This window comes from Atlantibacter hermannii (assembly GCF_009907385.1).
GTDB classification, from domain to species: Bacteria; Pseudomonadota; Gammaproteobacteria; order Enterobacterales; family Enterobacteriaceae; genus Atlantibacter; species Atlantibacter hermannii_A.
This window is the reverse complement of the sequence record NZ_JAAATR010000026.1, coordinates 100,743-123,469: the sequence shown is the minus strand read 5'-3', so window position 1 is coordinate 123,469 and position 22,727 is coordinate 100,743. Positions and strand designations below refer to the sequence as shown.

The window sequence follows — 22,727 nt, the reverse complement described above, 5'->3', positions numbered from 1 at the left end:
ACGCTCCTGAATTAATTGCCATAGCGCAGGCGCAAAGCCTCCGGGAAAGGATCGAAATAGCGCTGCTGTTCCAGATAGCCGTCAGGATATTCCGCCAGATAATGTTTTAACAGGGTGACCGGCGCTAACAGCGGCTGAGTGCCCTGCCGATAGCGGTCAATCAGCTCTGCCAGTTCCTGGCGCTGACGGCCATTGAGATGCGGGCGGAAATAACCCTGCACGTGCATCAATACGTTAGTGTGATTACGCCGGGTGGCGTGGTGAGACATCAGCGTCATCAGACGCTGACGGTACTCATTGAAATACAGCTCCAGGTCGTCCCACTGATCGATAGCGGCGACGAAGCGCCCCAGCTCGCGGTACTGCTGCTGCGAATGGGCCAGCAACAGAAGCTTATAGCGGCTGTGAAATGCGATCAGCGCGCCGCGGGTCAGGCCCCCGGCACGCAGCTGGTTCAGTTCGTGCAGTGCGTAAATCCGCTCGACGAAGTTTTCGCGTATCGCCGGATCGTGCAGCCGCCCGTCCTCTTCCACCGGCAGCCACGGAAAGGTCTGCATCAGGATCTCAGTAAATATCCCGCGTCCGGCTTTGCGGTTATTTTTACCGTCTTTGTCATAGACCCGCACCCGCTCCATCCCGCAGCTCGGCGACTTGGCGCAGACAATGTAGCCGCAAAGGTGGGCAAGGCGCGCAATGCGCTGATGGGAAAATTCCGCCATATCGGCGGTTAAATCCCCTTCGCGCTTATCGCTGAAGCGCAGCGAAATGGCACCCTCGTCGTCTTTAACCAACCGCAGCGCGGGGCGCGGCACCGGCAAACCAATTGCCATTTCCGGGCAGACGGGTTCATAACGAACCCAGGGAGAGAGATCCTCCACCGCGAAAGCGAGCCGTTTGTGACCACCGTCGAAACGCACTTTTTCCCCGAACAAACAGGCGCTGATGCCAACCGGGATTTTCTCGTCCATAGCTACTCCTTACTGATGCGTGAAGTAAGTGTAGCAATGAAGTCTGGTTCACCTGAATGACAAACCTAATTCTGGATGATAGTTAACCAGGGTGGTGTGCCGATATCCGGCGCTGTTTAAAATATTTCGATCCTGCTTCTGAACAGCGTTGATATAACGCTCAACATAGCGGGCAAACTTTCGGGTGATATGAGTCTGCTTCCCCAGTAATTTTTTACCGGCAACTTTACTTCGCAGGAGAAAAATGTCTGAGCTGATATGGCTGCTTTCACGCAGTAAAACGGCTTTAGAGTAATCGAGCCCCATACCTTTATTGCGTTTATCCGGGCCGCGATTGATTTCAAGAATAAAGCTCTCGCTGTGTTGGATAATAGAACGAACCGGTATGGCGAACGTTAATTCATTAAGGCGTATCTGGACTACCCCGTGCCCCCGTACTTTCCCGTTGTTAAACCAGCTATTGGTGGCCATATCGAAATCCAGCGCCTGCATAAGCACCGGATTAGCCAGATAGAATGACTTGTCTAATTTTTTGAGTTCCATCTCTGAACGCCCCATACGAAAAAACCCCAGCTTTCGCCGGGGTTTTTAAGGTAGTTGATACAAGGAATTTAGGTTTTTAACGTGGGGATGTTCCTACCGCCACAGGAATAACAAGGAATTTAGGTTTTTTACGTGGGGATGTTCCTACCGCCACAAACTACCTTATAAAGGGTACTTGAATAGGCGCAACAGTCAATGTTGAAGCGCCTCGCCACACAGAATTTTAGGTAGACGCTTAGAGGCTTTTTTTGTCATCGCCCCATAAAAAAACCGCCGAACAATCGGCGGTTTTCTCACTCATCCATCGATTAATAAAAATCGCTGGCGGCGGCTTCGGACTGGGCCATCCATACCGGTTTTTCACTGGTTTTCGACCAGACGCGGTGCAGGTAGCTGTAGAAGCGCGCGCGGTCTTTCCACAGCAGCATCACCGGCAGCGCCACAATGCCTGCCACGATGACCAGAGCGCGACGCAGGAAGACCTGATGCGCAGGATATTTTTTGTATAAAGACATAAGTTTCTCCCCTTTTTGCTGTCCGGTAATATTCACCGGGAATCTGTATCTGTCGAAAATATTACCGTTTTGACTGTAATTTTACTACTCCTCCGACCACTTAATTTACCTGAAACACCGATCTTTACACTTCGCGCCGTAATTTAGTTACATAATGGTTAAATTTTTACTAACCATTAGTTAAATAATGGTCTTTTGGATTTTTATACTTTTTTTACACCTGCCGGGGCGGTTTTTTACAACATCTTTGCACGCCAGTTTTTACCCTTGTTGCATTCCTGTTTCCCCAATGGAGGTGGATCGTGAGTGCAGGTGTGATTGCCGGCGTGGTGCTGGTATTTCTGTTAATCGGCTATCTGATTTATGCCCTGATTAACGCGGAGGCATTCTGATGGTTTCCAGCGCGTTTTTACTGATTGCCGGGTTTCTCGCGGTGCTGCTGGCGCTCGCGAAACCGTTGTCAACTTTGTTAGCCAGACTGATCGACGGGCAACCGCTGCCGGTGCTGGGTCGGGTCGAATCGCTGTTGTGGCCGCTGTGCGGCATTCGCGACGAGGAGATGAACTGGCGGCAATATCTGCTGGCGATCCTGTTGTTCAACGCATTTGGCCTGGCAGTGCTGTTTACATTGTTAATGATGCAGGGCCACCTGCCGTTAAATCCGCAAGGCTTTCCGGGGATGTCGTGGGATCTGGCGCTGAATACCGCCGTCAGCTTTGTCGCCAATACCAACTGGCAGGCGTATGCCGGGGAGAGTTCGCTCAGCTATTTAAGCCAGATGGCCGGGCTGACGGTGCAGAACTTCCTGTCCGCCGCCAGCGGCATCGCGGTGGTGTTCGCCCTGATCCGCGCGTTCTCGCGTCATTCCACTACGCTGCTGGGCAACGCCTGGCAGGATCTCACCCGCATTACGCTGTGGGTACTGCTGCCGCTGTCGCTGGTGCTGGCCCTGCTGTTTATCCAGCAGGGCGTTATCCAGAACTTCTCCGACTACCTGCCGATGACGTCGCTGGAAGGCGCGCAGCACGTTTTGCCGATGGGGCCGGTGGCTTCCCAGGAAGCGATTAAGCTGCTGGGCACCAACGGCGGCGGCTTTTTTAACGCCAACTCCTCTCATCCGTTTGAAAACCCAACCGCATTAACCAACTTTGCCCAGATGCTGGCGATTTTCCTGATCCCGGCGGCGCTGTGCCTGGCGTTTGGCGAAGCGGTGGGCGATCGCCGTCAGGGCCGGGCGATCCTCGGCGCCATGGCGCTGATCTTCGTGGTGTGCGCGGCGGTGGTGATGTGGGCGGAAACTCACGGCAACCCGCACCTGGTTACGCTCGGGGCCGATAGCGCCATCAATATGGAAGGCAAAGAGAGCCGCTTCGGCATTCTCGCCAGCAGTCTGTACGCGGTGGTCACGACGGCGGCGTCCTGCGGGGCGGTGAACGCGATGCACGATTCACTTACCGCGCTCGGCGGGATGGTGCCGCTATGGCTGATGCAGATTGGCGAAGTGGTGTTCGGCGGCGTGGGCTCCGGCCTGTATGGCATGCTGCTGTTCGTGCTGCTGGCGGTGTTTATCGCCGGGCTGATGATTGGCCGCACGCCGGAATATTTGGGTAAAAAAATCGACGTGCCGGAGATGAAGCTCACCGCGCTGGCGATTCTGGTCACGCCCGCCCTGGTACTGCTCGGCAGCGCGCTGGCGATGATGACCGAGGCCGGACGCAGCGCCATGTTGAATCCCGGTCCACATGGATTCAGCGAGGTGCTGTATGCCGTCTCCTCCGCCGCCAACAACAACGGCAGCGCCTTTGCCGGGCTGAGCGCCAATACCCCGTTCTGGAACCTGCTGCTCGCCGCCTGCATGTGGCTGGGCCGTTTCCTGGTGATTATCCCGGTGATGGCGATTGCCGGTTCGCTGGTGGAGAAAAAATCCCAGCCGGCCAGCGTCGGCACCCTGCCCACCCACGGCGCGCTGTTTATTGGTTTGCTGACCGGCACCGTGCTGCTGGTGGGCGCGTTGACCTTTATCCCTGCCCTGGCCCTCGGCCCGGTGGCGGATCACTTTATTCAATAATCTTGCGGAGAGCGATTCATGAGTCGTAAGACGCTGGCCCTGTTCGATAGCGCACTGCTTCGCCAGGCCATGATTGACGCCGTTATCAAGCTTAACCCGCGCGCCCAGTGGCGCAATCCGGTGATGTTTATCGTCTGGCTCGGTAGCCTGTTAACCACCGTGCTGGCGGTGGCGATGGCTGCGGGCGTTCTTAACGGCAGCGCCGGGTTTACCGGGATCATCAGCCTGTGGCTGTGGTTTACCGTGCTGTTCGCCAACGTGGCGGAAGCGCTGGCGGAAGGCCGCAGCAAAGCTCAGGCCAATAGCCTCAAAGGGGTACAGAAAACCGCATGGGCCCGCAAACTGCGCGCGCCGCACCACGACGCGCAGCGGGATAAAGTCCCCGCGGCCGAACTGCGTAAAGGCGATCTGGTGTATGTGGAAGCAGGCGATATTATCCCCTGCGATGGCGAAGTGGTGGAAGGCGGCGCGTCGGTGGATGAGAGCGCGATAACCGGCGAATCCGCGCCGGTTATCCGTGAATCCGGCGGCGATTTCGCCTCGGTCACCGGCGGGACGCGCATTCTGTCGGACTGGCTGGTGATTGAGTGCAGCGTCAATCCTGGGGAAACCTTCCTCGACAGGATGATCGCCATGGTTGAAGGCGCGCAGCGCCGCAAAACGCCGAATGAGATTGCGCTGACCATTTTACTGGTGGCGCTGACACTGGTGTTTTTGCTGGCGACCGCCACGCTGTGGCCGTTCTCCGCCTGGGCGGGCAATGCCGTGAGCGTCACCGTGCTGGTGGTGCTGCTGGTGTGCCTGATCCCGACTACCATCGGCGGGCTGCTGTCGGCGATTGGCGTCGCCGGGATGAGCCGGATGCTGGGCGCGAACGTGATCGCCACCAGCGGGCGCGCGGTAGAAGCTGCGGGGGACGTGGACGTACTGCTGCTGGATAAAACCGGCACCATCACGCTGGGTAACCGTCAGGCGTCGGCGTTTCTTCCCGCGCCGGGCGTTGATGAACATACCCTGGCCGATGCGGCGCAACTGGCGTCGCTGGCGGACGAAACCCCGGAAGGCCGCAGCATCGTGGTGCTCGCCAAGCAGCGCTTTAATTTACGCGAGCGCGACGTGCAAACGCTGCAGGCCACCTTTGTGCCCTTTACCGCCCAGACCCGCATGAGCGGGATTAACTTCCAGCAGCGGATGATCCGTAAAGGCTCGGTGGACGCGGTACGCCGTCATGTTGAAGTCAACGGCGGGCAGTTCCCGGCAGCGGTGGAAGGCCTGGTGGAAAACGTGGCGCGTACCGGCGGCACGCCGCTGGTGGTCGCGGAAAACGCCAGAGTGCTTGGCGTCATCGCTCTGAAAGATATCGTCAAAGGCGGCATCAAAGAGCGCTTTGCCGAGCTGCGCAAAATGGGCATCAAAACCGTGATGATCACCGGGGATAACCGGCTAACCGCCGCCGCGATCGCTGCTGAAGCGGGGGTCGATGATTTCCTGGCGGAAGCGACGCCGGAAGCCAAGCTGTCGCTGATCCGCCAGTATCAGAGCCAGGGCCGTTTAGTGGCCATGACCGGCGACGGCACTAACGACGCCCCGGCGCTGGCGCAGGCCGACGTGGCGGTGGCCATGAACTCCGGCACCCAGGCGGCGAAAGAGGCGGGGAATATGGTGGATCTTGATTCCAACCCCACCAAACTGATTGAGGTGGTGCATATCGGCAAGCAGATGTTGATGACCCGTGGCTCGCTCACCACCTTCAGTATCGCCAACGACGTCGCCAAATATTTCGCGATTATTCCGGCGGCGTTTGCCGTGACTTATCCGCAGCTCAACGCGCTTAACGTGATGCATCTGCACTCTCCCGCTTCGGCGATCCTGAGCGCGGTGATTTTCAACGCCCTGATCATTATTTTCCTGATCCCGCTGGCGCTGAAAGGGGTGAGTTACAAACCGCTGAGCGCCGCCGCGATGCTGCGCCGTAACCTGTGGATTTACGGTCTGGGCGGGTTGCTGGTGCCGTTTATCGGCATCAAGTTGATTGATTTAGTGCTAACGGCTGTGGGCCTGGTGTAAGGAGAAAAAGATGTCGATGTTACGTCCGGGTATCGTTTTATTGCTGTTGCTGACGCTCATCACCGGCGGCGTTTATCCGCTGTTAACCACCCTGCTGGGACAATGGTGGTTTGCCGATCAGGCGGCCGGTTCACTGATTTATCAGCACGATCGGCTGCGCGGTTCGCGGTTGATCGGCCAGGATTTCACCCAGCCGGGATATTTTCAGGGCCGCCCTTCTGCCACCGCCGAAACGCCCTATAATCCTTTGGCATCCGGGGGCAGCAATCTTGCCGCCAGCAACCCGGAGCTGGATAAACAGATTGCCGCGCGCGTGGCGGCGTTACGCGCCGCCAACCCGAACGCCAGCCCGACGGTGCCGGTCGATCTGGTCACCGCCTCGGCAAGCGGCCTGGATTATGGGATTTCTCCCGAGGCGGCAGCCTGGCAGATCCCCCGCGTCGCGGCGGCCCGCCAGCTGAGCGCGGAAACCGTTGCCCGGCTGGTGAAGGCCCATACTTCAACGCCGCTGACGGGATTTATCGGCAAGCCGGTCGTCAACGTACTGGAGCTAAACCTGGCGCTGGATGCCAATAAGGACTGAAAATGACTGAGGAGCCCTCGCGCCCCAATCCGGATCGCCTGCTGGCGCGCGCCAGCGGGCAACACCGCGGCAAACTGAAGATATTCTTCGGCGCGTGCGCGGGGGTCGGTAAAACCTACGCCATGCTGACCGAGGCGCGGCGTCTGCACGCCCAGGGGCTGGACGTGCTGGTGGGCGTGGTAGAAACCCACGGTCGCCAGGAAACCGCCGCGCTGGTGGAAGGGTTGCCGGTGCTGCCGTTAAAGCGGCTGGCGCATCGCGGCCGCCTGGTGGCGGAATTTGACCTGGACGGCGCGCTGGCGCGCCATCCGGCACTGATCCTGATGGATGAGTTGGCCCACAGCAACGCGCCGGGCTCTCGCCACCCAAAACGCTGGCAGGATGTGGAAGAGCTGCTGGCGGCAGGTATTGATGTGCTGACCACCGTTAACGTTCAGCATCTGGAGAGCCTGAACGACGTGGTGGGCGGTGTGACCGGGATCCAGGTGCGCGAAACCGTACCCGATCCGATTTTCGATGCTGCTGACGACGTGGTGCTGGTGGATCTCCCGGCGGACGATTTGCGCCAGCGGCTGCATGAAGGCAAAGTCTATATCGCGGGCCAGGCGGAACGCGCCATCGAACATTTCTTCCGTAAAGGCAATTTAATCGCCCTGCGCGAGCTGGCGCTGCGGCGTACCGCCGACAGGGTGGACGATCAGATGCGCGCCTGGCGCGATAATCCCGGTCAGGAGAAAGTCTGGCACACCCGGGATGCGATTTTGCTGTGCGTCGGGCGCGGCGGCGGCCATGAAAAGCTGGTGCGCGCCGCCGCCCGGCTGGCGGCAAAACTTGGCAGCGTCTGGCACGCCATTTACGTTGAAACGCCACGCCTGCATCGCCTGCCGGAAACGGAACGTCGCGCCATTTTGCAGGCGCTGAGCCTGGCGCAGGAGCTGGGCGCGCAAACGGCTACCCTTGCGGAATCGGCGGAAGAAAAAGCGGTGGCGCGCTACGCCCGGGAGCACAATCTCGGCAAAATCGTGATTGGCAAACGTCCGCGCCGCCTGTTCTGGCGCGATACTTTTGCCGATCGCCTGAACCGCTACGCGCCGGATCTGGATGTACTGGTGGTGGCGCTGGAAGACGCCCCCGCCCCGCCGACAGCTAACACTGATGATAGCCGCAGTTTCAGCGAGCGCTGGCGCGTCCAGCTTAAAGGCTGCGCGGTGGCGCTGGCGCTCTGTGCGCTCATCACCCTGCTGGCGAGCCGCTGGCTGATCGCCTTCGAAGCGGCGAACCTGGTGATGCTCTATCTGCTGGGCGTGGTGGTCGTGGCGCTGTTCTACGGGCGCTGGCCGTCGGTGCTGGCAACGTTTATCAACGTGCTGAGTTTCGATCTGTTTTTCGTCAATCCGCGCGGCACCCTGGCGGTGTCGGATATGCAGTATCTGCTCACCTTCGGCGTGATGCTGACCGTGGGGCTGGTTATCGGTAATCTCACTGCCGGGGTGCGTTACCAGGCGCGGGTTGCCCGCTATCGCGAGCAGCGCACCCGTTCACTGTATGAGTTATCCAAATCCCTGGCGGTGGGCCGCACCCCCCAGGATATCGCCGCCACCAGCAGCCAGTTTATCGATGCCACGTTTTTTGCCCGCAGCCAGCTGTTGTTGCCCAACGAGCACGGCGCGTTAAAGCCGCAGCCCGACGAGAGCGTGACGCCGTTCTGGGATGAGGCCATCGCCCGCTGGAGTTTTGATAACGGCCAGCCCGCCGGCGCGGGAACCGATACGCTTCCCGGCGTGCCCTATCAGATTGCGCCGCTGCGCGCCGCAGGCAAAACCGTTGGGCTGGTGATTGTCGAGCCCGCAAATCTGCGTTTGTTGATGATCCCCGAGCAGCAGCGCCTGCTGGAAACCTTTACGCTCCTGGCGGCGAACGCGCTGGAACGCCTGGCCCTGACGCGTAGTGAAGAACAGGCGCGGCTGACCAGCGAGCGCGAGCAGTTGCGTAACTCCCTGCTGGCGGCGCTGTCCCACGATTTGCGCACCCCGCTGACGGTGCTGTTCGGCCAGGCGGAAATGTTAACCCTCGATCTGGCAAGCGAAGGCTCCCCCCATGCCCGTCAGGCCAGCGACATCCGCCAGCACGTGCTGAATACCACCCGGCTGGTGAATAATCTGCTGGATATGGCGCGCATTCAGTCCGGCGGGTTTAATCTGCAACGCGAATGGCTCACGCTGGAAGAAGTGGTGGGTAGCGCCCTGAATATGCTGGAACCCGGCCTGGCCGGACGCCAGATTGCGCTGGATCTACCCAACCCGTTGCAGCTGATTTATGTCGATGGCCCGCTGTTTGAACGCGTGCTGATCAATCTCCTCGAAAACGCCGTTAAATATGCCGGCAGCGCGGCGCAGATCGGCATTCGCAGCAAGATGCAGCCCAACTGGCTGGATATTGAGGTGTGGGATACCGGGCCAGGCATTCCTTCCGGCCAGGAGCAGGCGATTTTCGAAAAATTTTCGCGCGGTGATAAGGAATCGGCGATCCCTGGCGTTGGGCTTGGGCTGGCAATATGCCAGGCTATTGTTGATGTCCACGGCGGGATAATATACGCCGGTAATCGTCCCGAAGGCGGCGCCAGTTTCCATATTCAGTTGCCGTTGCCTACGCCGCCGGATATGGCTGACATGCACGAGGCTCTGTGACTACCGTTCTGATTATTGAAGATGAAAAAGAGATCCGCCGTTTTCTGCGCACCGCGCTGGAAGCGGATTCCCTGCGCGTGTACGACGCCGAAACGTTGCAGCGCGGGCTGATTGAAGCCGCCACCCGCAAGCCCGATCTGGTGATCCTCGACCTGGGCCTGCCGGATGGCGACGGCATCAGCTTTATTCATGAGTTCCGCCTGTGGAGCCAGGCGCCGGTTATCGTGCTGTCGGCGCGCAGTGAAGAGACCGATAAAATCACCGCGCTGGACGCGGGCGCTGACGATTACCTGAGCAAACCCTTCGGCATTGGCGAGTTGCAGGCGCGGCTGCGCGTGGCGCTGCGCCGGCAATCGTCGAGACCCGAGGGTGACACGACCTGTAACTTTTCGGGGATCAGCGTGGATATCCCGGCGCGGCGCATTACGCGAGATGGACAGGAAATCCATCTAACGCCCATCGAATTTCGGTTACTGGCGGTGCTGTTGAATCATCATGGAAAAGTGCTGACCCAGCGCCAGCTGTTAAATCAGGTGTGGGGGCCGAATGCGGTGGAGCACAGCCACTATCTGCGCATCTATATGGGCCATTTGCGCCAGAAACTGGAAATCGATCCGGCTCGCCCCCGACATTTGCTCACTGAAACAGGCATAGGCTATCGGTTTATGCTGTAATAAAAACAGCAATTACCGAGAGTATCCATGATGAACAAGATCCTCACCTTGTCGGTTGTCGCGTTAACGCTTTGCGCCTGTACCGGCACGCAACTCGGCCTGGGCGTGGGAACGGGCTCGCCAGGCGTAGGGGTCGGCGCAGGCCTGTCGTTCCCGGTCGGCCAGCGGAATGCGCCCAACGATGAAGATTATGCGCGAAACATTATTGAAGAGATTTACGCCAGAGCAGGCGACACCCGTCCCTGGGCAGGCAAGTTGTGCACCTTACGCATTGCGGCGGACGGAGACGGCACCGTTCTGGACGTGGCGCGCGTGGGAGGTGATGAAAACTGGTGCGAGCGTGTGATGATGGCCGCCACATCGCTGCATACCCTTCCCCCACCGCCTGCCGCTCTGGTCGATCGCCTGCAACAGGGGCTTATCGTTGATTTAATCCCCCGATAAACCTGTTTCTGAGGCGGTAATTTGTTAATAAAAAGCGGCTGAAACTGATTTTCATTATTTTTGCTGCGGTGATAAATAATTGTGTTTACCCGTTATTACTCTGCATTTTTATGCATCCCCAGCGCCGCCTCGCTTACCCTTCACACTGTTCTTTTGCAGTAGTGTAATTATGTCTCTTCAATCCACTCCGGGTGAATAAATCTGAATAACAAAAACGTTATAACGAATAATTAACCACTCGGTTAATTCATTCCTTAACTCAGATCAGTCAGGGCTTGTTAAATAAACTCACCAAAGATTGTTACACAAACACATCCACTAATAACGCAGGTAAATTGCAGTGGAATACTCTGTATTAATTTGTCCTGATGCGTATATGTAGTGAAACTCAATCATTTTATTGATACTCATCACGGTTTATCCTTTTTCCAGAGCTAAAATAGCCCCGCCTTTATTTTGAAAAGGATTTAATTATGGAAAACAACAACCGGTTAATGCCGCATATAAGGCGAACCACACATATAATGATGTTTGCCCATCGTAATAGCTTCGATTTTCACTTCTTCAACGCCCGATAGTCACGTCCTGGCAGGTGCGCCGTAGCACAGGCCTCTTCATACCCTTTGCTTTTGGGTTTTAATGCCTGCGCGCGCTCGCGTCTGATCTCTGATAAAGCCAATTATTTACTTCAATCGCCGGATTGACGGGCTTTATTCATCCTAAAAAATAGCGTCGATTATTTTGCTGCCGTTTGGCTGCACGATATTCCTTTGCTTAATTTCCGGCACCACTCAATTTCTTCAATAAAGAAATTGCGGGAATGTATTGCTTAAATTTCAGGATCACCATGCAAAAGTTAAAAATTGCGGTTAGCCGCATCTGTCCGGACTGCGTTAATACTCAACGGGAAGTCGTTTCAATTATGGATACCGATTTTATTGATATCGCTGCCGCCGTCGTGGCGCTGGCCGATATCGATAACGGTATTATTGATAAAATCGAGCGTACCGGTTTTGGTCTGCCGATTTTTATTGCGACCCATAATAATGAACGCGTGCCCGAACACTGGTTAGCGCGTATCAACGGCGTGTTTGAAATCAGCGAGTCTCGTTCAGAATTCTATGGCCGCCAGCTTGAGGCCGCCGCAGCGAAATACGAAACCAGCCTGAAACCGCCGTTCTTCCGCGCCCTCGTTGATTACGTTAAACAAGGCAACAGCGCGTTTGATTGCCCCGGCCACCAGGGGGGGCAGTTCTTCCGCCGTCACCCGACGGGCAATCAGTTCGTGAACTTCTTTGGCGAAACCCTGTTCCGCTCTGATTTATGTAATGCGGACGTGGCGATGGGCGATTTGCTGATCCACGAAGGCGCGCCGTGCACGGCACAAAAACATGCTGCCAAAGTGTTTAATGCTGATAAAACGTACTTTGTGCTCAACGGCACGTCTTCCTCCAACAAAGTGGTGCTGAATGCGCTGCTGGCGCCGGGCGACCTGGTGCTGTTCGACCGCAACAACCATAAGTCGAACCACCACGGCGCGCTGCTGCAAGCCGGTGCGACGCCGGTTTATCTGGAAACGGCGCGTAACCCGTATGGCTTTATCGGCGGGATTGACGCTCACTGCTTCGAAGAACGCTATCTGCGCGACTGCATCCGCGAAGTGGCCGCCGACCGTGCTCAGGACGCTCGTCCGTTCCGCCTGGCGGTGATCCAGTTAGGCACCTACGACGGCACCATTTATAACGCGCGCCAGGTGGTGGATAAGATTGGTCACCTGTGTGACTACATCCTGTTCGACTCGGCGTGGGTGGGCTATGAGCAGTTTATCCCCATGATGGCGGACTGTTCGCCGCTGCTGCTGGAACTGACCGAAAACGATCCGGGTATCCTGGTGACGCAGTCGGTGCATAAACAGCAGGCCGGGTTCTCCCAGACTTCGCAAATCCATAAAAAAGACAGCCATATCAAAGGGCAGGATCGCTATGTTTCCCATAAGCGCATGAACAACGCGTTTATGATGCACGCCTCCACCAGCCCTTTCTATCCGCTGTTTGCTGCGCTGGACGTTAACGCCCGGATGCATGAAGGCGAAGGCGGCAAGCAAATGTGGATGAACTGCGTGGAAGTGGGTATCGACACCCGTAAGCTGATCCTCAATAACTGCCACCATATCCGTCCGTTCGTCCCCGCGACCGTTGACGGCAAAGCGTGGGAAAGCTGGGATACCCAACAGATCGCCCGCGATCTGCGCTTCTTCCACTTTGTTCCCGGCGACAAATGGCATGCGTTTGAAGGCTATGCGGAGCATCAGTATTTCGTCGACCCCTGCAAACTGCTGCTGACCACCCCGGGCATCAATGCCGCCACCGGCGAGTACGACACCTTTGGCGTACCGGCCACCATTCTTGCCAACTTCCTGCGTGAAAACGGCGTGGTGCCGGAGAAATGCGACCTCAACTCGATCCTGTTCCTGCTCACCCCGGCTGAAGAGATGGGCAAAATGCAACAGCTGGTCGCGCTGCTGGTACGTTTCGAGCAGTTACTGGAGCACGACGCGCCGTTGAGTGAAGTGCTGCCGTCGCTCTGGAAACAGCATCAGGATCGCTACGGCGAGTACACCCTGCGTCAGCTGTGCCAGGAAATGCATGACTTCTACGCCAGCCACAATGTGAAGCAGCTTCAGAAAGAAATGTTCCGTAAAGCGTACTTCCCGCGCGTGGTGATGAACCCGCAGGACGCTAACTACGCCTTTATCCGTGGGCAAACCGAACTGGTGAAACTCAGCGATGCGGAAGGACGCGTGGCGGCGGAAGGCGCGCTGCCTTACCCGCCGGGCGTACTGTGCGTGGTCCCGGGCGAAATCTGGGGCGGCGCGGTGCTGCGCTACTTCCAGGCGCTGGAGGAAGGCATCAACCTGCTGCCGGGCTTCGCGCCGGAACTGCAGGGCGTGTATGTCGAGGAGCAGGACGGTCGTAAACAGGTGTGGTGCCACGTTATCAAGCAGGCCGTGGTGAAAGCGTCAGCACAAAAGGAAATCAGATTATGAGTAAATCCAATAAGATGGGCGTGGTGCCGCTCACAATATTGACGATGGTGAACATGATGGGCTCCGGCATCATCATGCTGCCGACCAAACTGGCCGAAGTGGGGACGATCTCGATTATCTCCTGGCTGGTGACGGCGTTAGGATCGATGGCGCTGGCCTGGGCGTTTGCCAAGTGCGGGATGTTCAGCCGTAAATCGGGTGGCATGGGCGGGTATGCCGAGTACGCGTTCGGTAAATCCGGCAACTTTATGGCCAACTACACCTACGGGGTATCGCTGCTGATCGCCAACGTGGCGATTGCGATTTCCGCCGTCGGTTACGGCAGCGAGCTGTTCGGCGCGACGCTGAGCCCGGTGCAGATTGGCATCGCCACCATTTGCGTATTGTGGATTTGCACTGTCGCTAACTTTGGCGGCGCGCGCATCACCGGGCAACTCAGCGGTATTACCGTGTGGGGCGTGATCATTCCGGTGGTCGGTCTGTCGGTGATTGGCTGGTTCTGGTTCAGCCCGTCGATGTACGCCGAATCCTGGAACCCGCACAACGTGCCGTTCTTTGACGCTGTGGGCTCGTCCATCGCCATGACGCTGTGGGCATTTTTAGGGCTGGAATCCGCCTGCGCCAATACCGAAGTGGTGGAAAACCCGGAACGCAACGTGCCGATTGCGGTACTGGGCGGGACGCTGGGCGCGGCGGTGATCTACATCGTCTCGACCAACGTGATCGCCGGGATTGTGCCGAATATGGATCTGGCGAACTCCACCGCGCCGTTCGGGCTGGCCTTCGCGCAAATGTTCACCCCTACCGTGGGTAAAGTGATCATGGGCCTGATGGTGATGTCCTGCTGCGGCTCGCTGCTCGGCTGGCAGTTTACGATTGCCCAGGTGTTTAAATCCTCGGCGGATGAAGGTTATTTCCCGAAAATCTTCTCGAAGGTGTCGAAAGCCGACGCGCCGGTTAAGGGCATGCTGACGATTGTGATTTTCCAGAGCGTACTGGCGCTGATGACCATCAGCCCGTCGCTGAATAACCAGTTCAACGTGCTGGTAAACCTGGCGGTTGTCACTAACATCATTCCGTACATCCTGTCGATGGCGGCGCTGGTGATTATCCAGAAAGTGGCGAAGGTCGATCCGAGCAAAGCGAAAATGGCGAACTTCGTGGCGCTGGTTGGGGCGATTTACAGCTTCTACGCGCTCTACTCTTCCGGTTCCGAAGCGATGCTGTATGGCGCTATTGTGACCTTTATGGGCTGGACGCTGTACGGGCTGGTATCACCGCGCTTTGAATTGACTAACAAACACGGTTAACCGAAAACGCAGCAGTAAAAAAGGGAGCCGAGGCTCCCTTTTTCTTTAAACGTTATCAGGCGTTTTTCAGTACTTCGCTGACAATCTCTACCGCTTCCTTCTCAATCTGCGCACGGTGTTCCGCGCCCAGGAAGCTTTCGCAGTAAATTTTGTAGGCATCTTCGGTGCCGGACGGACGCGCCGCGAACCAGCCGTTGTCGGTCATCACCTTCAGGCCGCCAATCGATGCGCCATTGCCCGGCGCAGCGGTTAAGCGCGCAGTGATCGGATCGCCTGCCAGGGTGCTGGCGCTGACCATCTCCGGAGAGAGTTTAGACAGCGCGGCTTTCTGCGCGGAGGTCGCGGACGCCTGTAAACGGTTGTAGCTCGGCGCGCCGAAGCGTTTAGCCAGCTCGTCATAATGTTGCTGCGGGTTTTTACCGGTGACGGCAGTGATTTCTGCCGCCAGCAGACACATGATGATGCCGTCTTTATCGGTGGACCACGGGGTGCCGTCGAAGCGCAGGAACGAAGCGCCCGCGCTCTCTTCGCCGCCGAAGCCGAAGCTGCCGTCAAACAGGCCATCAACAAACCATTTAAAGCCCACCGGCACTTCAACCAGTTTGCGGCCCAGATCGTTGACCACGCGGTCGATCATCGCGGAAGACACCAGGGTTTTACCCACCGCGACGTCTTTGCCCCACTGCGGACGATGCTGGAACAGATAGTTAATCGCCACGGCCAGGTAATGGTTAGGATTCATCAACCCTGCCGGCGTAACGATACCGTGACGGTCGTAATCCGGATCGTTGGCAAACGCCAGATCGAATTTGTCACGCAGCGCCAGCAGGCCCGCCATCGCGCATTCGGACGAGCAGTCCATGCGGATCGCGCCGTCTTTATCCAGGTGCATAAAGCGGAAGGTTTGATCGACGTGATCGTTAACGATGGTCAGATTTAAGTTGTAGTGCGCCGCGATGCGTTTCCAGTAATCGATACCGGAACCGCCCAGCGGATCGACGCCCAGCGTCAGGCCCGCTTTTTGAATGGCCGCCATGTCGACGATATCCGCCAGCCCTTCAACAAACGGCTGCACCAGATCTTTGGCGGTAATGTGGCCGCTCGCCCAGGCTTCATCCAGCGAAACGCGTTTCACCGACGCCAGGCCCTCTGCCAGCAGGGCGTTGGCACGATCCTCCACCACTTTGGTGACGTTGGTGTCTGCCGGGCCACCGTTAGGCGGATTGTATTTGATGCCGCCATCTTCCGGCGGGTTATGGGACGGCGTGATGACAATCCCATCAGCCTGCTTTCCGCCCTGGCGGTTGTGCACCAGAATCGCGTTGGACACAGCCGGCGTCGGGGTATAACCGTTATCTTCCTGAACAATCACATCCACGCCGTTGGCAGCCAGCACTTCCAGCACCGAGATAAATGCCGGTTCGGAAAGCGCGTGCGTGTCTTTACCTACATAGCAAGGGCCAGTCACGCCGTTCTTAGCGCGCTCTTCGGCGATAGCCTGCGCGATCGCCAGAATATGCGGCTCGTTAAAGCTGTGGCGCGCCGCGCTGCCGCGATGGCCGGAAGTCCCGAATTTCACCGCATGCTCGCTGTTCCCCGGCTGCGGTTTCAGCACGTAATACTGTGCGGTGAGTTGGGCAACATTAATCAAATCACGCTGTTGTGCAGGCTGCCCTGCACGGTTATGAATTGCCATGGCCTGGTCCTTTTGACGCATTAGTTAAATGGTGCCGCAAACCTTTTCAATCAATTCCGCCGGGAACTGCATTGACTGCATGATGTGCTCAATCATGCTGCATTTACGACCGGTATTGGTGTTGGTAATTACCCAGTATGGCGTACCTGGCACATGTTTGGGTTTGGTTTGATTACCGCTCTGCAAAAGCGTTTGCTGATCGCCCGCGAAATAGACGCGGGTACGGCCATGCAGCGACTCGGTGGCATCGGCGAACGCTTTTGGATCCAGTGTATAGAGTGTAGACAGCACCAGCATGAAACGGTTGACGGCGCGTTTTTGCTCCGCGTACTCGTCAGAAAGCAGCAGCTCGCGAACGGCGCGCACACGATCTTTGGGGTTGTTGGCGGGTTTCTGTTCCATCACGGCGACGGCCGCGCTGCTCTCTTTTGCCGGTTTCTCGGCCTGCGGTTGCGCGGGGTTGAATTTCAGCATGCGACGCAAAATGTCGGACGCGCTTTCACCAATGTGCTGGGTGTGGCTCGCGATATAGCGATAAAGGTCGTCATCAACTTCAATCGTTTTCATTTTAATCCAGTGCGATATCTTTCTGAATACAAATCGTTGGGAGTATAGGATCAAACCCCAACAGCGGATAGCGTCAAGCCAGGGTGGCGGCAAAAGTCAGATTTAACTGGATCTTGCGACCGGGCGGCAGAATGTTCAACATAATACCCTAACCTGACACCTGCAAAAAAAGAACTTTGCCATGAAATTACATACCCGAGCGCAATCTGCACAACAATCGCATAACGCCTCGCCGATCGTGCTGGTCCACGGGCTGTTCGGCAGCCTGGATAACCTGGGCGTGCTGGCGCGCGAACTGATTTCCGATTTCGACGTTATCCAGGTGGATATGCGCAATCACGGGTTATCGCCGCGCAGCGATGTCATGACGTATCCGGCCATGGCCCAGGACCTGATTGATACGCTTGACGAACTGAGTATCGACAAAGCCACTTTTATCGGCCACTCCATGGGGGGCAAAGCGGTGATGGCGGCGACCAAAATCGCGCCGCAACGCATCGATAAACTGGTGGCGATTGATATTGCGCCAGTGGATTACCAGGTGCGGCGGCATGATGAGATTTTCGCTGCGATCAATGCGGTCACTGAAGCCGGCATCACCTCGCGCCAGGACGCGACGGCGCTGATGCGCGAGCATATCCAGGAAGACGGCGTGATCCAGTTTTTGCTGAAGTCTTTCGTCGCCGGCGAGTGGCGCTTCAATGTGCCGGTCCTTTGGGATCAATATTCACACATTGTCGGCTGGGAAACGGTGCCCGCCTGGGATCGCCCTGCGCTGTTTATTCGCGGCGGCCATTCGCCGTATGTGGATGAAACCCATCGCGACGCGCTGCTGGCGCAATTTCCTCAGGCGCGCGCGCATGTCGTGGCTGGAGCGGGTCACTGGGTTCATGCCGAAAAACCGCAGGCCGTGGTGCGGGCCATCCGCCGCTACCTTGATGATGTGTAACAAGCTGGTTAAAAATAGAGCGGCTGATAAGTGTGAGTGCCGTTAACGCGTTGGCGCTCCGGATTCCCTCATGTATGATGGCGCGCTTAACTGCATCCGAGCCCCGCTCCTGCACCCTGTTTTCCCTGTCAAAACGCGCATCATGGCCAAAGAACAAACGGACCGTACGACATTAGATCTGTTCTCGGACGAACGCCGCCCGGGCAGACCCAAGACTAACCCGCTGTCACGCGATGAACAGTTGCGCATCAATAAGCGCAACCAGTTGAAGCGTGACAAAGTACGTGGGCTCAAGCGCGTTGAGCTTAAACTGAACGCTGAAGCCGTTGAGGCGCTCAACATGCTGGCGGAAGCCCGCAATATCAGCCGCAGCGAATTAATCGAAGATATTCTGCTGTCACAACTTGCGGCCCTGAAGGACTGAGAGTTATCTAAAAACACGGCACAATGTAGCAGACTGTGCACATGGCCGTGATAGACATTTCCGCCAGCTTGTCTGTTCTGCTATGATTGCCCTATCTGTAGGCTTTTTGCCTCAACCATCTCATTAAGTTTCAAGAGGTTATTTTACTCATGGCAATCGTAGGCATTTTCTTCGGCAGCGATACCGGCAATACTGAAAATATCGCAAAAATGATTCAAAAACAGCTTGGTAAAGATGTGGCTGAAGTGCGTGATATTGCTAAAAGCAGCAAAGAAGACCTCGAAAGTTTTGATATTCTGCTGCTGGGTATTCCAACCTGGTACTACGGCGAAGCGCAGTGCGACTGGGATGACTTCTTCCCTACCCTTGAAGAAATCGATTTTAACAACAAGCTGGTTGCCCTGTTTGGCTGCGGCGATCAGGAAGACTACGCTGAATACTTCTGTGATGCGCTGGGCACTATGCGCGACATTATCGAACCACGCGGCGCAACCATCGTTGGCCACTGGCCGACCGAAGGTTACCACTTTGAAGCCTCTAAAGGCCTGGCAGATGACGATCACTTCCTGGGTTTAGCTATCGATGAAGATCGCCAGCCTGAACTCACTGCTGAACGCGTAGAAAAATGGGTGAACCAGGTTTCTGAAGAGCTGCATTTGCAAGACATCATCAACGCCTGATGACTCAAGGCGCTAAACCCCTTAGCGCCTTTATTCTGCCATTGATAGGCAAAAGCGATAAAAATAATTGCTACAAATTTTTAACTTTTGCCTACAGACCTGTACAATACAACCCTCACGCATCGGGTGATTTTGCAACAAATGCAGGCAGCGCCACGATTTTGGGTATTTTTTAGCAAGGCAGTTGCAGTTTTCATTTAGGCATGGCAGTTCTATAATGAAACGCATAATGCCTTGCATTCGATCTCTTGCTCCCTGAGGAGCGAATCGTTACGTAACAGGACAAATTCCGCATGACTGACAACAATACCGCATTGAAGAAGGCTGGCCTGAAAGTCACGCTTCCGAGGTTAAAAATCCTCGAAGTGTTGCAGGGGCCGGACAACCACCATGTCAGTGCGGAAGATTTATACAAACGCCTGATTGATATGGGCGAAGAGATTGGTTTAGCGACGGTTTACCGTGTGCTTAATCAGTTCGATGATGCTGGTATTGTTACGCGTCATAATTTCGAAGGCGGTAAATCGGTTTTCGAACTGACTCAGCAGCATCATCACGATCACCTCATTTGCCTGGACTGCGGTAAAGTGATTGAGTTTAGCGATGACTCCATTGAAGCGCGCCAGCGTGAAATTGCGTCCCGCCATGGTATTCGCTTAACAAACCACAGTCTGTATCTGTATGGGCATTGCGCGGAAGGCGACTGCCGCGAAGATGAAAATGCTCATGAAATCACAGAGAAATAATTTTTTTTAGAATCACTCATTCCAGTAAAAGCCGACTAATGTCGGCTTTTTTTTGGATAATAATTCAATATAATAATGCATTCCAGAGCAATAAATAAAAGAACATCTAAGTAAATCCTGTAATAAATTAAATATCGTTAATTACACTTTAAGAATTTATCAATAATTCTAAAATTCAGTAAGTTAGGATATATAATGTGGCATTAAAGTCAGCCTGCCCGATTGTTGCATTGCGGTTTAAAAATACCATCCATTAAAATACCAGCTAACATCGCATTCGATAATATAAATCTGGTTAATCGCAATGACATTACCGCAAAAACCTCTCTCTGAATTATATCGCTTAACGGATTTATTCACGGATTACAACAAACTCACACGCGTTGAGAGATATACGTTAATACCGATAAAAGCGCATACCGTTACGCTGATTCATGGCGGCCAGTTTTCCCTCATTCGTAGCAGCGACAGGCTATTATTTGAGAAGCATACGGCGCCCGCGCTGTTTGGTTTAAGCGGTAATCCCCAGACGTTATCCTATCTTCGTATTTATGCCGATTCTCAGTGCCATTTCCAACTCGTGCCTCTGGAGGCTTTTATGCAGCGCCTGGAGGAGAATCATTCGCTGCATTTGATACCTGCCGTGTTATCCTGGCATATTGAAAGTTTGCTGTATCGTGATGAGATGATGATGGGAAGAAACAGTTATCAAATGATTAAGGGAAATATTCTTCATCTCAATCAGTTAGATGAATTCATGCGCGCAAAAATCAATGTGGCGGATTTTATCGTCAAACGAACCAACTTATCCCGCAGTATTGTCATGAAGGTTTTATCCGCGCTGCGGGCAAAAAATTATATTGATGTTAAAAGAGGCAAGTTGCTGACTATCAATCAGCTACCAGAAAAATTAAATTGATACCGTAAATAGCCAAACACACTCGTTAAAAATCTGAGTGTTTGACTTTTAATAAGCCTTTAACGGATAACAACCCAAAAAAAACGCCGCATGACGCGGCGTTTTAGCGGTGACAGGTACGGGTTATTCCCCGATTTTCGCCCAGGTATCGCGTAACCCTACGGTACGGTTGAACACCAGATGCTCAGGGGTGGAATATTTGCTGTCGAGGCAAAAATATCCTTCGCGCTCGAACTGCAACGCTTTACCCATTTCCGCGTTCTGCAGGCCTGGCTCGCCAAAGCCCTGTTTGATGACCAGCGATTCCGGATTGATGGTCGACAGGAAATCTTCTGCAGCGCCAGGATTCGGCACGCTAAACAGACGATCGTACAGGCGAATTTCGATCGGTAGCGCATGGCTGGCGCTTACCCAATGGATGACACCTTTCACTTTACGGCCATCAGCCGGGTCTTTGCTCAGCGTTTCTGCATCGTAGCGACAGAAGATAGTGGTGATGTTACCTTCAGCGTCCTTCTCAACGCGTTCGGCCTTGATCACGTAAGCGTTGCGCAGGCGAACTTCTTTCCCCAGCACCAGACGCTTATACTGCTTGTTGGCTTCTTCACGGAAATCGGCGCGGTCGATCCACACCTCACCGCTAAATGGCACATCGCGGCTGCCCATTTCCGGCTTATTCGGATGGTTCGGCATCGCAACGATTTCGCTCTGGCCTTGCGGATAGTTCTCAATCACCAGTTTCACCGGGTCGATAACCGCCATCGCGCGCGGCGCGTTTTCGTTGAGATCTTCGCGGATGCAGGCTTCCAGCGCAGCCATTTCTACCGTGTTGTCCTGCTTGGTCACGCCGATGCGCTTGCAGAATTCGCGGATAGAGGCAGCGGTATAACCGCGACGACGCAGACCAGAAATGGTCGGCATGCGCGGGTCATCCCAGCCTTCGACGATCTTTTCCGTCACCAGCAGGTTGAGTTTGCGCTTGGACATAATCGCATACTCAAGATTCAGACGAGAGAACTCGTACTGACGCGGGTGAACCGGGATGGTGATATTATCCAGCACCCAGTCATACAGACGGCGATTGTCCTGGAATTCGAGGGTACACAGCGAATGGGTGATGCCTTCCAGCGCATCGGAGATGCAGTGGGTAAAGTCGTACATCGGGTAGATGCACCACTTGCTGCCGGTCTGGTGATGATCGGCGAACTTAATCCGGTAAATCACCGGGTCGCGCATCACGATAAACGGCGACGCCATATCGATTTTCGCGCGCAGGCAGGCTTTACCTTCTTCAAAACCGCCGCTACGCATTTTTTCGAACAGCGCGAGGTTTTCCTCCACGCTGCGATCGCGGAACGGGCTGTTTTTGCCCGGCTGGGTCAGGGTGCCGCGATATTCGCGAATTTGCTCCGGAGAGAGTTCGTCAACGTAAGCCAGGCCTTTGTTGATCAGCTCAACGGCGTATTGATGCAGCGCGTCGAAGTAGTCAGAGGAATAACGCACGTCTCCTGACCACTGGAAACCTAACCACTGGACGTCGTTCTTGATGGAATCAACGTATTCGATATCTTCTTTTACCGGGTTAGTGTCATCGAAACGCAGATTGCACTGGCCCTGATAATCCTGGGCGATGCCAAAGTTCAGGCAGATCGATTTTGCATGGCCAATATGCAAATAACCGTTCGGCTCAGGCGGGAAACGGGTGTAAACAGTCGAGTGTTTTCCACTGGCCAAATCTTCATCAATGATTTGGCGAATAAAGTTAGTCGGGCGGGCTTCAGCCTCACTCATCGCGCATTCCTCAAAGCTTCGCAAAATAGATAACGGTGAATGATCTTATA

21 protein-coding genes are annotated in these 22,727 nt (G+C 55.5%); 15 read left to right on the top strand and 6 right to left on the bottom strand.

Annotated elements, in window-relative coordinates; translation table 11 throughout:
* Nucleotides 1–11: 11 nt before the first annotated feature.
* The 3 genes from GV764_RS08415 to GV764_RS08405 form a co-directional block, all read right to left on the bottom strand.
* Complete coding sequence (locus tag GV764_RS08415) at nt 12–968, bottom strand: YbgA family protein (protein ID WP_161659759.1); 957 nt, start codon at nt 966–968, stop codon at nt 12–14.
* 48 nt (nt 969–1,016) lie between these two features.
* Nucleotides 1,017–1,511, bottom strand: a complete 495-nt coding sequence (tenpIN, locus tag GV764_RS08410) for a type III toxin-antitoxin system TenpIN family toxin (RefSeq protein ID WP_161659758.1) — start codon at nt 1,509–1,511, stop codon at nt 1,017–1,019.
* A gap of 308 nt (nt 1,512–1,819) precedes the next feature.
* Nucleotides 1,820–2,026 (bottom strand): YbfA family protein, encoded by a 207-nt coding sequence (locus tag GV764_RS08405; protein WP_125294523.1) that lies wholly within the window; start codon nt 2,024–2,026, stop codon nt 1,820–1,822.
* A gap of 302 nt (nt 2,027–2,328) precedes the next feature.
* On the opposite strand from GV764_RS08405, the gene kdpF reads away from it, so the two are divergent.
* From kdpF to potE, 10 genes are all read left to right on the top strand, one after another.
* On the top strand, nt 2,329–2,418 hold the full coding sequence (gene kdpF, locus GV764_RS08400) for a K(+)-transporting ATPase subunit F (protein ID WP_125294524.1): 90 nt from the start codon (nt 2,329–2,331) through the stop codon (nt 2,416–2,418).
* Nucleotides 2,418–4,094 carry a potassium-transporting ATPase subunit KdpA gene (gene kdpA, locus GV764_RS08395; RefSeq protein WP_161659757.1) on the top strand — a complete coding sequence of 559 codons (1,677 nt, stop codon included), beginning with the start codon at nt 2,418–2,420 and terminating at the stop codon, nt 4,092–4,094. The genes kdpF and kdpA overlap by 1 nt, the downstream gene beginning before the upstream one ends.
* A gap of 18 nt (nt 4,095–4,112) precedes the next feature.
* Nucleotides 4,113–6,161, top strand: coding sequence for a potassium-transporting ATPase subunit KdpB (gene kdpB, locus GV764_RS08390; protein ID WP_161659756.1), 2,049 nt, complete (start codon nt 4,113–4,115; stop codon nt 6,159–6,161).
* Between the two features lie 10 nt (nt 6,162–6,171).
* Complete coding sequence (gene kdpC, locus GV764_RS08385; protein ID WP_161659755.1) at nt 6,172–6,744, top strand: potassium-transporting ATPase subunit KdpC; 573 nt, start codon at nt 6,172–6,174, stop codon at nt 6,742–6,744.
* A gap of 2 nt (nt 6,745–6,746) precedes the next feature.
* Nucleotides 6,747–9,431, top strand: a complete 2,685-nt coding sequence (kdpD, locus tag GV764_RS08380; protein WP_161659754.1) for a two-component system sensor histidine kinase KdpD — start codon at nt 6,747–6,749, stop codon at nt 9,429–9,431.
* Nucleotides 9,428–10,105, top strand: a complete 678-nt coding sequence (gene kdpE, locus GV764_RS08375; RefSeq protein ID WP_161659753.1) for a two-component system response regulator KdpE — start codon at nt 9,428–9,430, stop codon at nt 10,103–10,105. Before kdpD ends, kdpE begins: the two co-directional genes overlap by 4 nt.
* Nucleotides 10,106–10,132: 27 nt before the next feature.
* The gene (locus GV764_RS08370; RefSeq protein WP_161659752.1) at nt 10,133–10,549 is read left to right on the top strand and encodes a cell envelope integrity TolA C-terminal domain-containing protein; all 417 of its coding nucleotides are present in this window, start codon (nt 10,133–10,135) and stop codon (nt 10,547–10,549) included.
* Between the two features lie 473 nt (nt 10,550–11,022).
* A complete protein-coding gene (speFL, locus tag GV764_RS08365; RefSeq protein WP_106875989.1) occupies nt 11,023–11,127 on the top strand; it encodes a leader peptide SpeFL in 105 nt (34 codons plus the stop codon).
* A gap of 269 nt (nt 11,128–11,396) precedes the next feature.
* Nucleotides 11,397–13,595, top strand: coding sequence for an ornithine decarboxylase SpeF (gene speF, locus GV764_RS08360; protein WP_161659751.1), 2,199 nt, complete (start codon nt 11,397–11,399; stop codon nt 13,593–13,595).
* Nucleotides 13,592–14,905, top strand: coding sequence for a putrescine-ornithine antiporter (potE, locus tag GV764_RS08355; RefSeq protein ID WP_161659750.1), 1,314 nt, complete (start codon nt 13,592–13,594; stop codon nt 14,903–14,905). Before speF ends, potE begins: the two co-directional genes overlap by 4 nt.
* Nucleotides 14,906–14,960: 55 nt before the next feature.
* Here potE and pgm read toward each other — a convergent pair whose 3' ends face one another.
* Complete coding sequence (gene pgm, locus GV764_RS08350) at nt 14,961–16,601, bottom strand: phosphoglucomutase (alpha-D-glucose-1,6-bisphosphate-dependent) (RefSeq protein WP_161659749.1); 1,641 nt, start codon at nt 16,599–16,601, stop codon at nt 14,961–14,963.
* A 24-nt stretch (nt 16,602–16,625) separates the two neighbouring features.
* A complete protein-coding gene (seqA, locus tag GV764_RS08345; RefSeq protein ID WP_144128992.1) occupies nt 16,626–17,168 on the bottom strand; it encodes a replication initiation negative regulator SeqA in 543 nt (180 codons plus the stop codon).
* A gap of 181 nt (nt 17,169–17,349) precedes the next feature.
* Here seqA and ybfF point away from each other — a divergent pair, with 181 nt between their 5' ends.
* The 5 genes from ybfF to GV764_RS08320 all read left to right on the top strand — a co-directional run bounded on the left by ybfF (nt 17,350) and on the right by GV764_RS08320 (nt 20,886).
* A complete protein-coding gene (gene ybfF / locus GV764_RS08340; protein WP_161659748.1) occupies nt 17,350–18,117 on the top strand; it encodes an esterase in 768 nt (255 codons plus the stop codon).
* Between the two features lie 142 nt (nt 18,118–18,259).
* On the top strand, nt 18,260–18,541 hold the full coding sequence (ybfE, locus tag GV764_RS08335; RefSeq protein WP_183170933.1) for a LexA regulated protein: 282 nt from the start codon (nt 18,260–18,262) through the stop codon (nt 18,539–18,541).
* 149 nt (nt 18,542–18,690) lie between these two features.
* Entirely contained in the window at nt 18,691–19,221 is a 531-nt protein-coding gene (gene fldA, locus GV764_RS08330) for a flavodoxin FldA (protein WP_201743106.1), read from the top strand.
* A gap of 293 nt (nt 19,222–19,514) precedes the next feature.
* The gene (fur, locus tag GV764_RS08325) at nt 19,515–19,967 is read left to right on the top strand and encodes a ferric iron uptake transcriptional regulator (protein ID WP_161659746.1); all 453 of its coding nucleotides are present in this window, start codon (nt 19,515–19,517) and stop codon (nt 19,965–19,967) included.
* Between the two features lie 304 nt (nt 19,968–20,271).
* The gene (locus tag GV764_RS08320) at nt 20,272–20,886 is read left to right on the top strand and encodes a helix-turn-helix domain-containing protein (protein WP_161659745.1); all 615 of its coding nucleotides are present in this window, start codon (nt 20,272–20,274) and stop codon (nt 20,884–20,886) included.
* 123 nt (nt 20,887–21,009) lie between these two features.
* Here GV764_RS08320 and glnS read toward each other — a convergent pair whose 3' ends face one another.
* The gene (gene glnS / locus GV764_RS08315) at nt 21,010–22,677 is read right to left on the bottom strand and encodes a glutamine--tRNA ligase (protein ID WP_161659744.1); all 1,668 of its coding nucleotides are present in this window, start codon (nt 22,675–22,677) and stop codon (nt 21,010–21,012) included.
* Between the last annotated feature and the right edge of the window lie 50 nt (nt 22,678–22,727).

Bases quoted from the DNA above. Each gene is read 5' to 3' on its own strand.
- GV764_RS08370 (WP_161659752.1), top strand. From the start codon at position 10,133: ATGATGAACAAGATCCTCACCTTGTCGGTTGTCGCGTTAACGCTTTGC.
- fldA (WP_201743106.1), top strand. From the start codon at position 18,691: ATGGCAATCGTAGGCATTTTCTTCGGCAGCGATACCGGCAATACTGAA.
- speF (WP_161659751.1), top strand. From the start codon at position 11,397: ATGCAAAAGTTAAAAATTGCGGTTAGCCGCATCTGTCCGGACTGCGTT.
- GV764_RS08405 (WP_125294523.1), bottom strand. From the start codon at position 2,026: ATGTCTTTATACAAAAAATATCCTGCGCATCAGGTCTTCCTGCGTCGC.
- glnS (WP_161659744.1), bottom strand. From the start codon at position 22,677: ATGAGTGAGGCTGAAGCCCGCCCGACTAACTTTATTCGCCAAATCATT.
- kdpA (WP_161659757.1), top strand. From the start codon at position 2,418: ATGGTTTCCAGCGCGTTTTTACTGATTGCCGGGTTTCTCGCGGTGCTG.
- fur (WP_161659746.1), top strand. From the start codon at position 19,515: ATGACTGACAACAATACCGCATTGAAGAAGGCTGGCCTGAAAGTCACG.
- seqA (WP_144128992.1), bottom strand. From the start codon at position 17,168: ATGAAAACGATTGAAGTTGATGACGACCTTTATCGCTATATCGCGAGC.
- ybfF (WP_161659748.1), top strand. From the start codon at position 17,350: ATGAAATTACATACCCGAGCGCAATCTGCACAACAATCGCATAACGCC.
- tenpIN (WP_161659758.1), bottom strand. From the start codon at position 1,511: ATGGAACTCAAAAAATTAGACAAGTCATTCTATCTGGCTAATCCGGTG.
- speFL (WP_106875989.1), top strand. From the start codon at position 11,023: ATGGAAAACAACAACCGGTTAATGCCGCATATAAGGCGAACCACACAT.
- kdpB (WP_161659756.1), top strand. From the start codon at position 4,113: ATGAGTCGTAAGACGCTGGCCCTGTTCGATAGCGCACTGCTTCGCCAG.
- potE (WP_161659750.1), top strand. From the start codon at position 13,592: ATGAGTAAATCCAATAAGATGGGCGTGGTGCCGCTCACAATATTGACG.
- GV764_RS08415 (WP_161659759.1), bottom strand. From the start codon at position 968: ATGGACGAGAAAATCCCGGTTGGCATCAGCGCCTGTTTGTTCGGGGAA.
- GV764_RS08320 (WP_161659745.1), top strand. From the start codon at position 20,272: ATGACATTACCGCAAAAACCTCTCTCTGAATTATATCGCTTAACGGAT.
- ybfE (WP_183170933.1), top strand. From the start codon at position 18,260: ATGGCCAAAGAACAAACGGACCGTACGACATTAGATCTGTTCTCGGAC.
- kdpD (WP_161659754.1), top strand. From the start codon at position 6,747: ATGACTGAGGAGCCCTCGCGCCCCAATCCGGATCGCCTGCTGGCGCGC.
- pgm (WP_161659749.1), bottom strand. From the start codon at position 16,601: ATGGCAATTCATAACCGTGCAGGGCAGCCTGCACAACAGCGTGATTTG.
- kdpC (WP_161659755.1), top strand. From the start codon at position 6,172: ATGTCGATGTTACGTCCGGGTATCGTTTTATTGCTGTTGCTGACGCTC.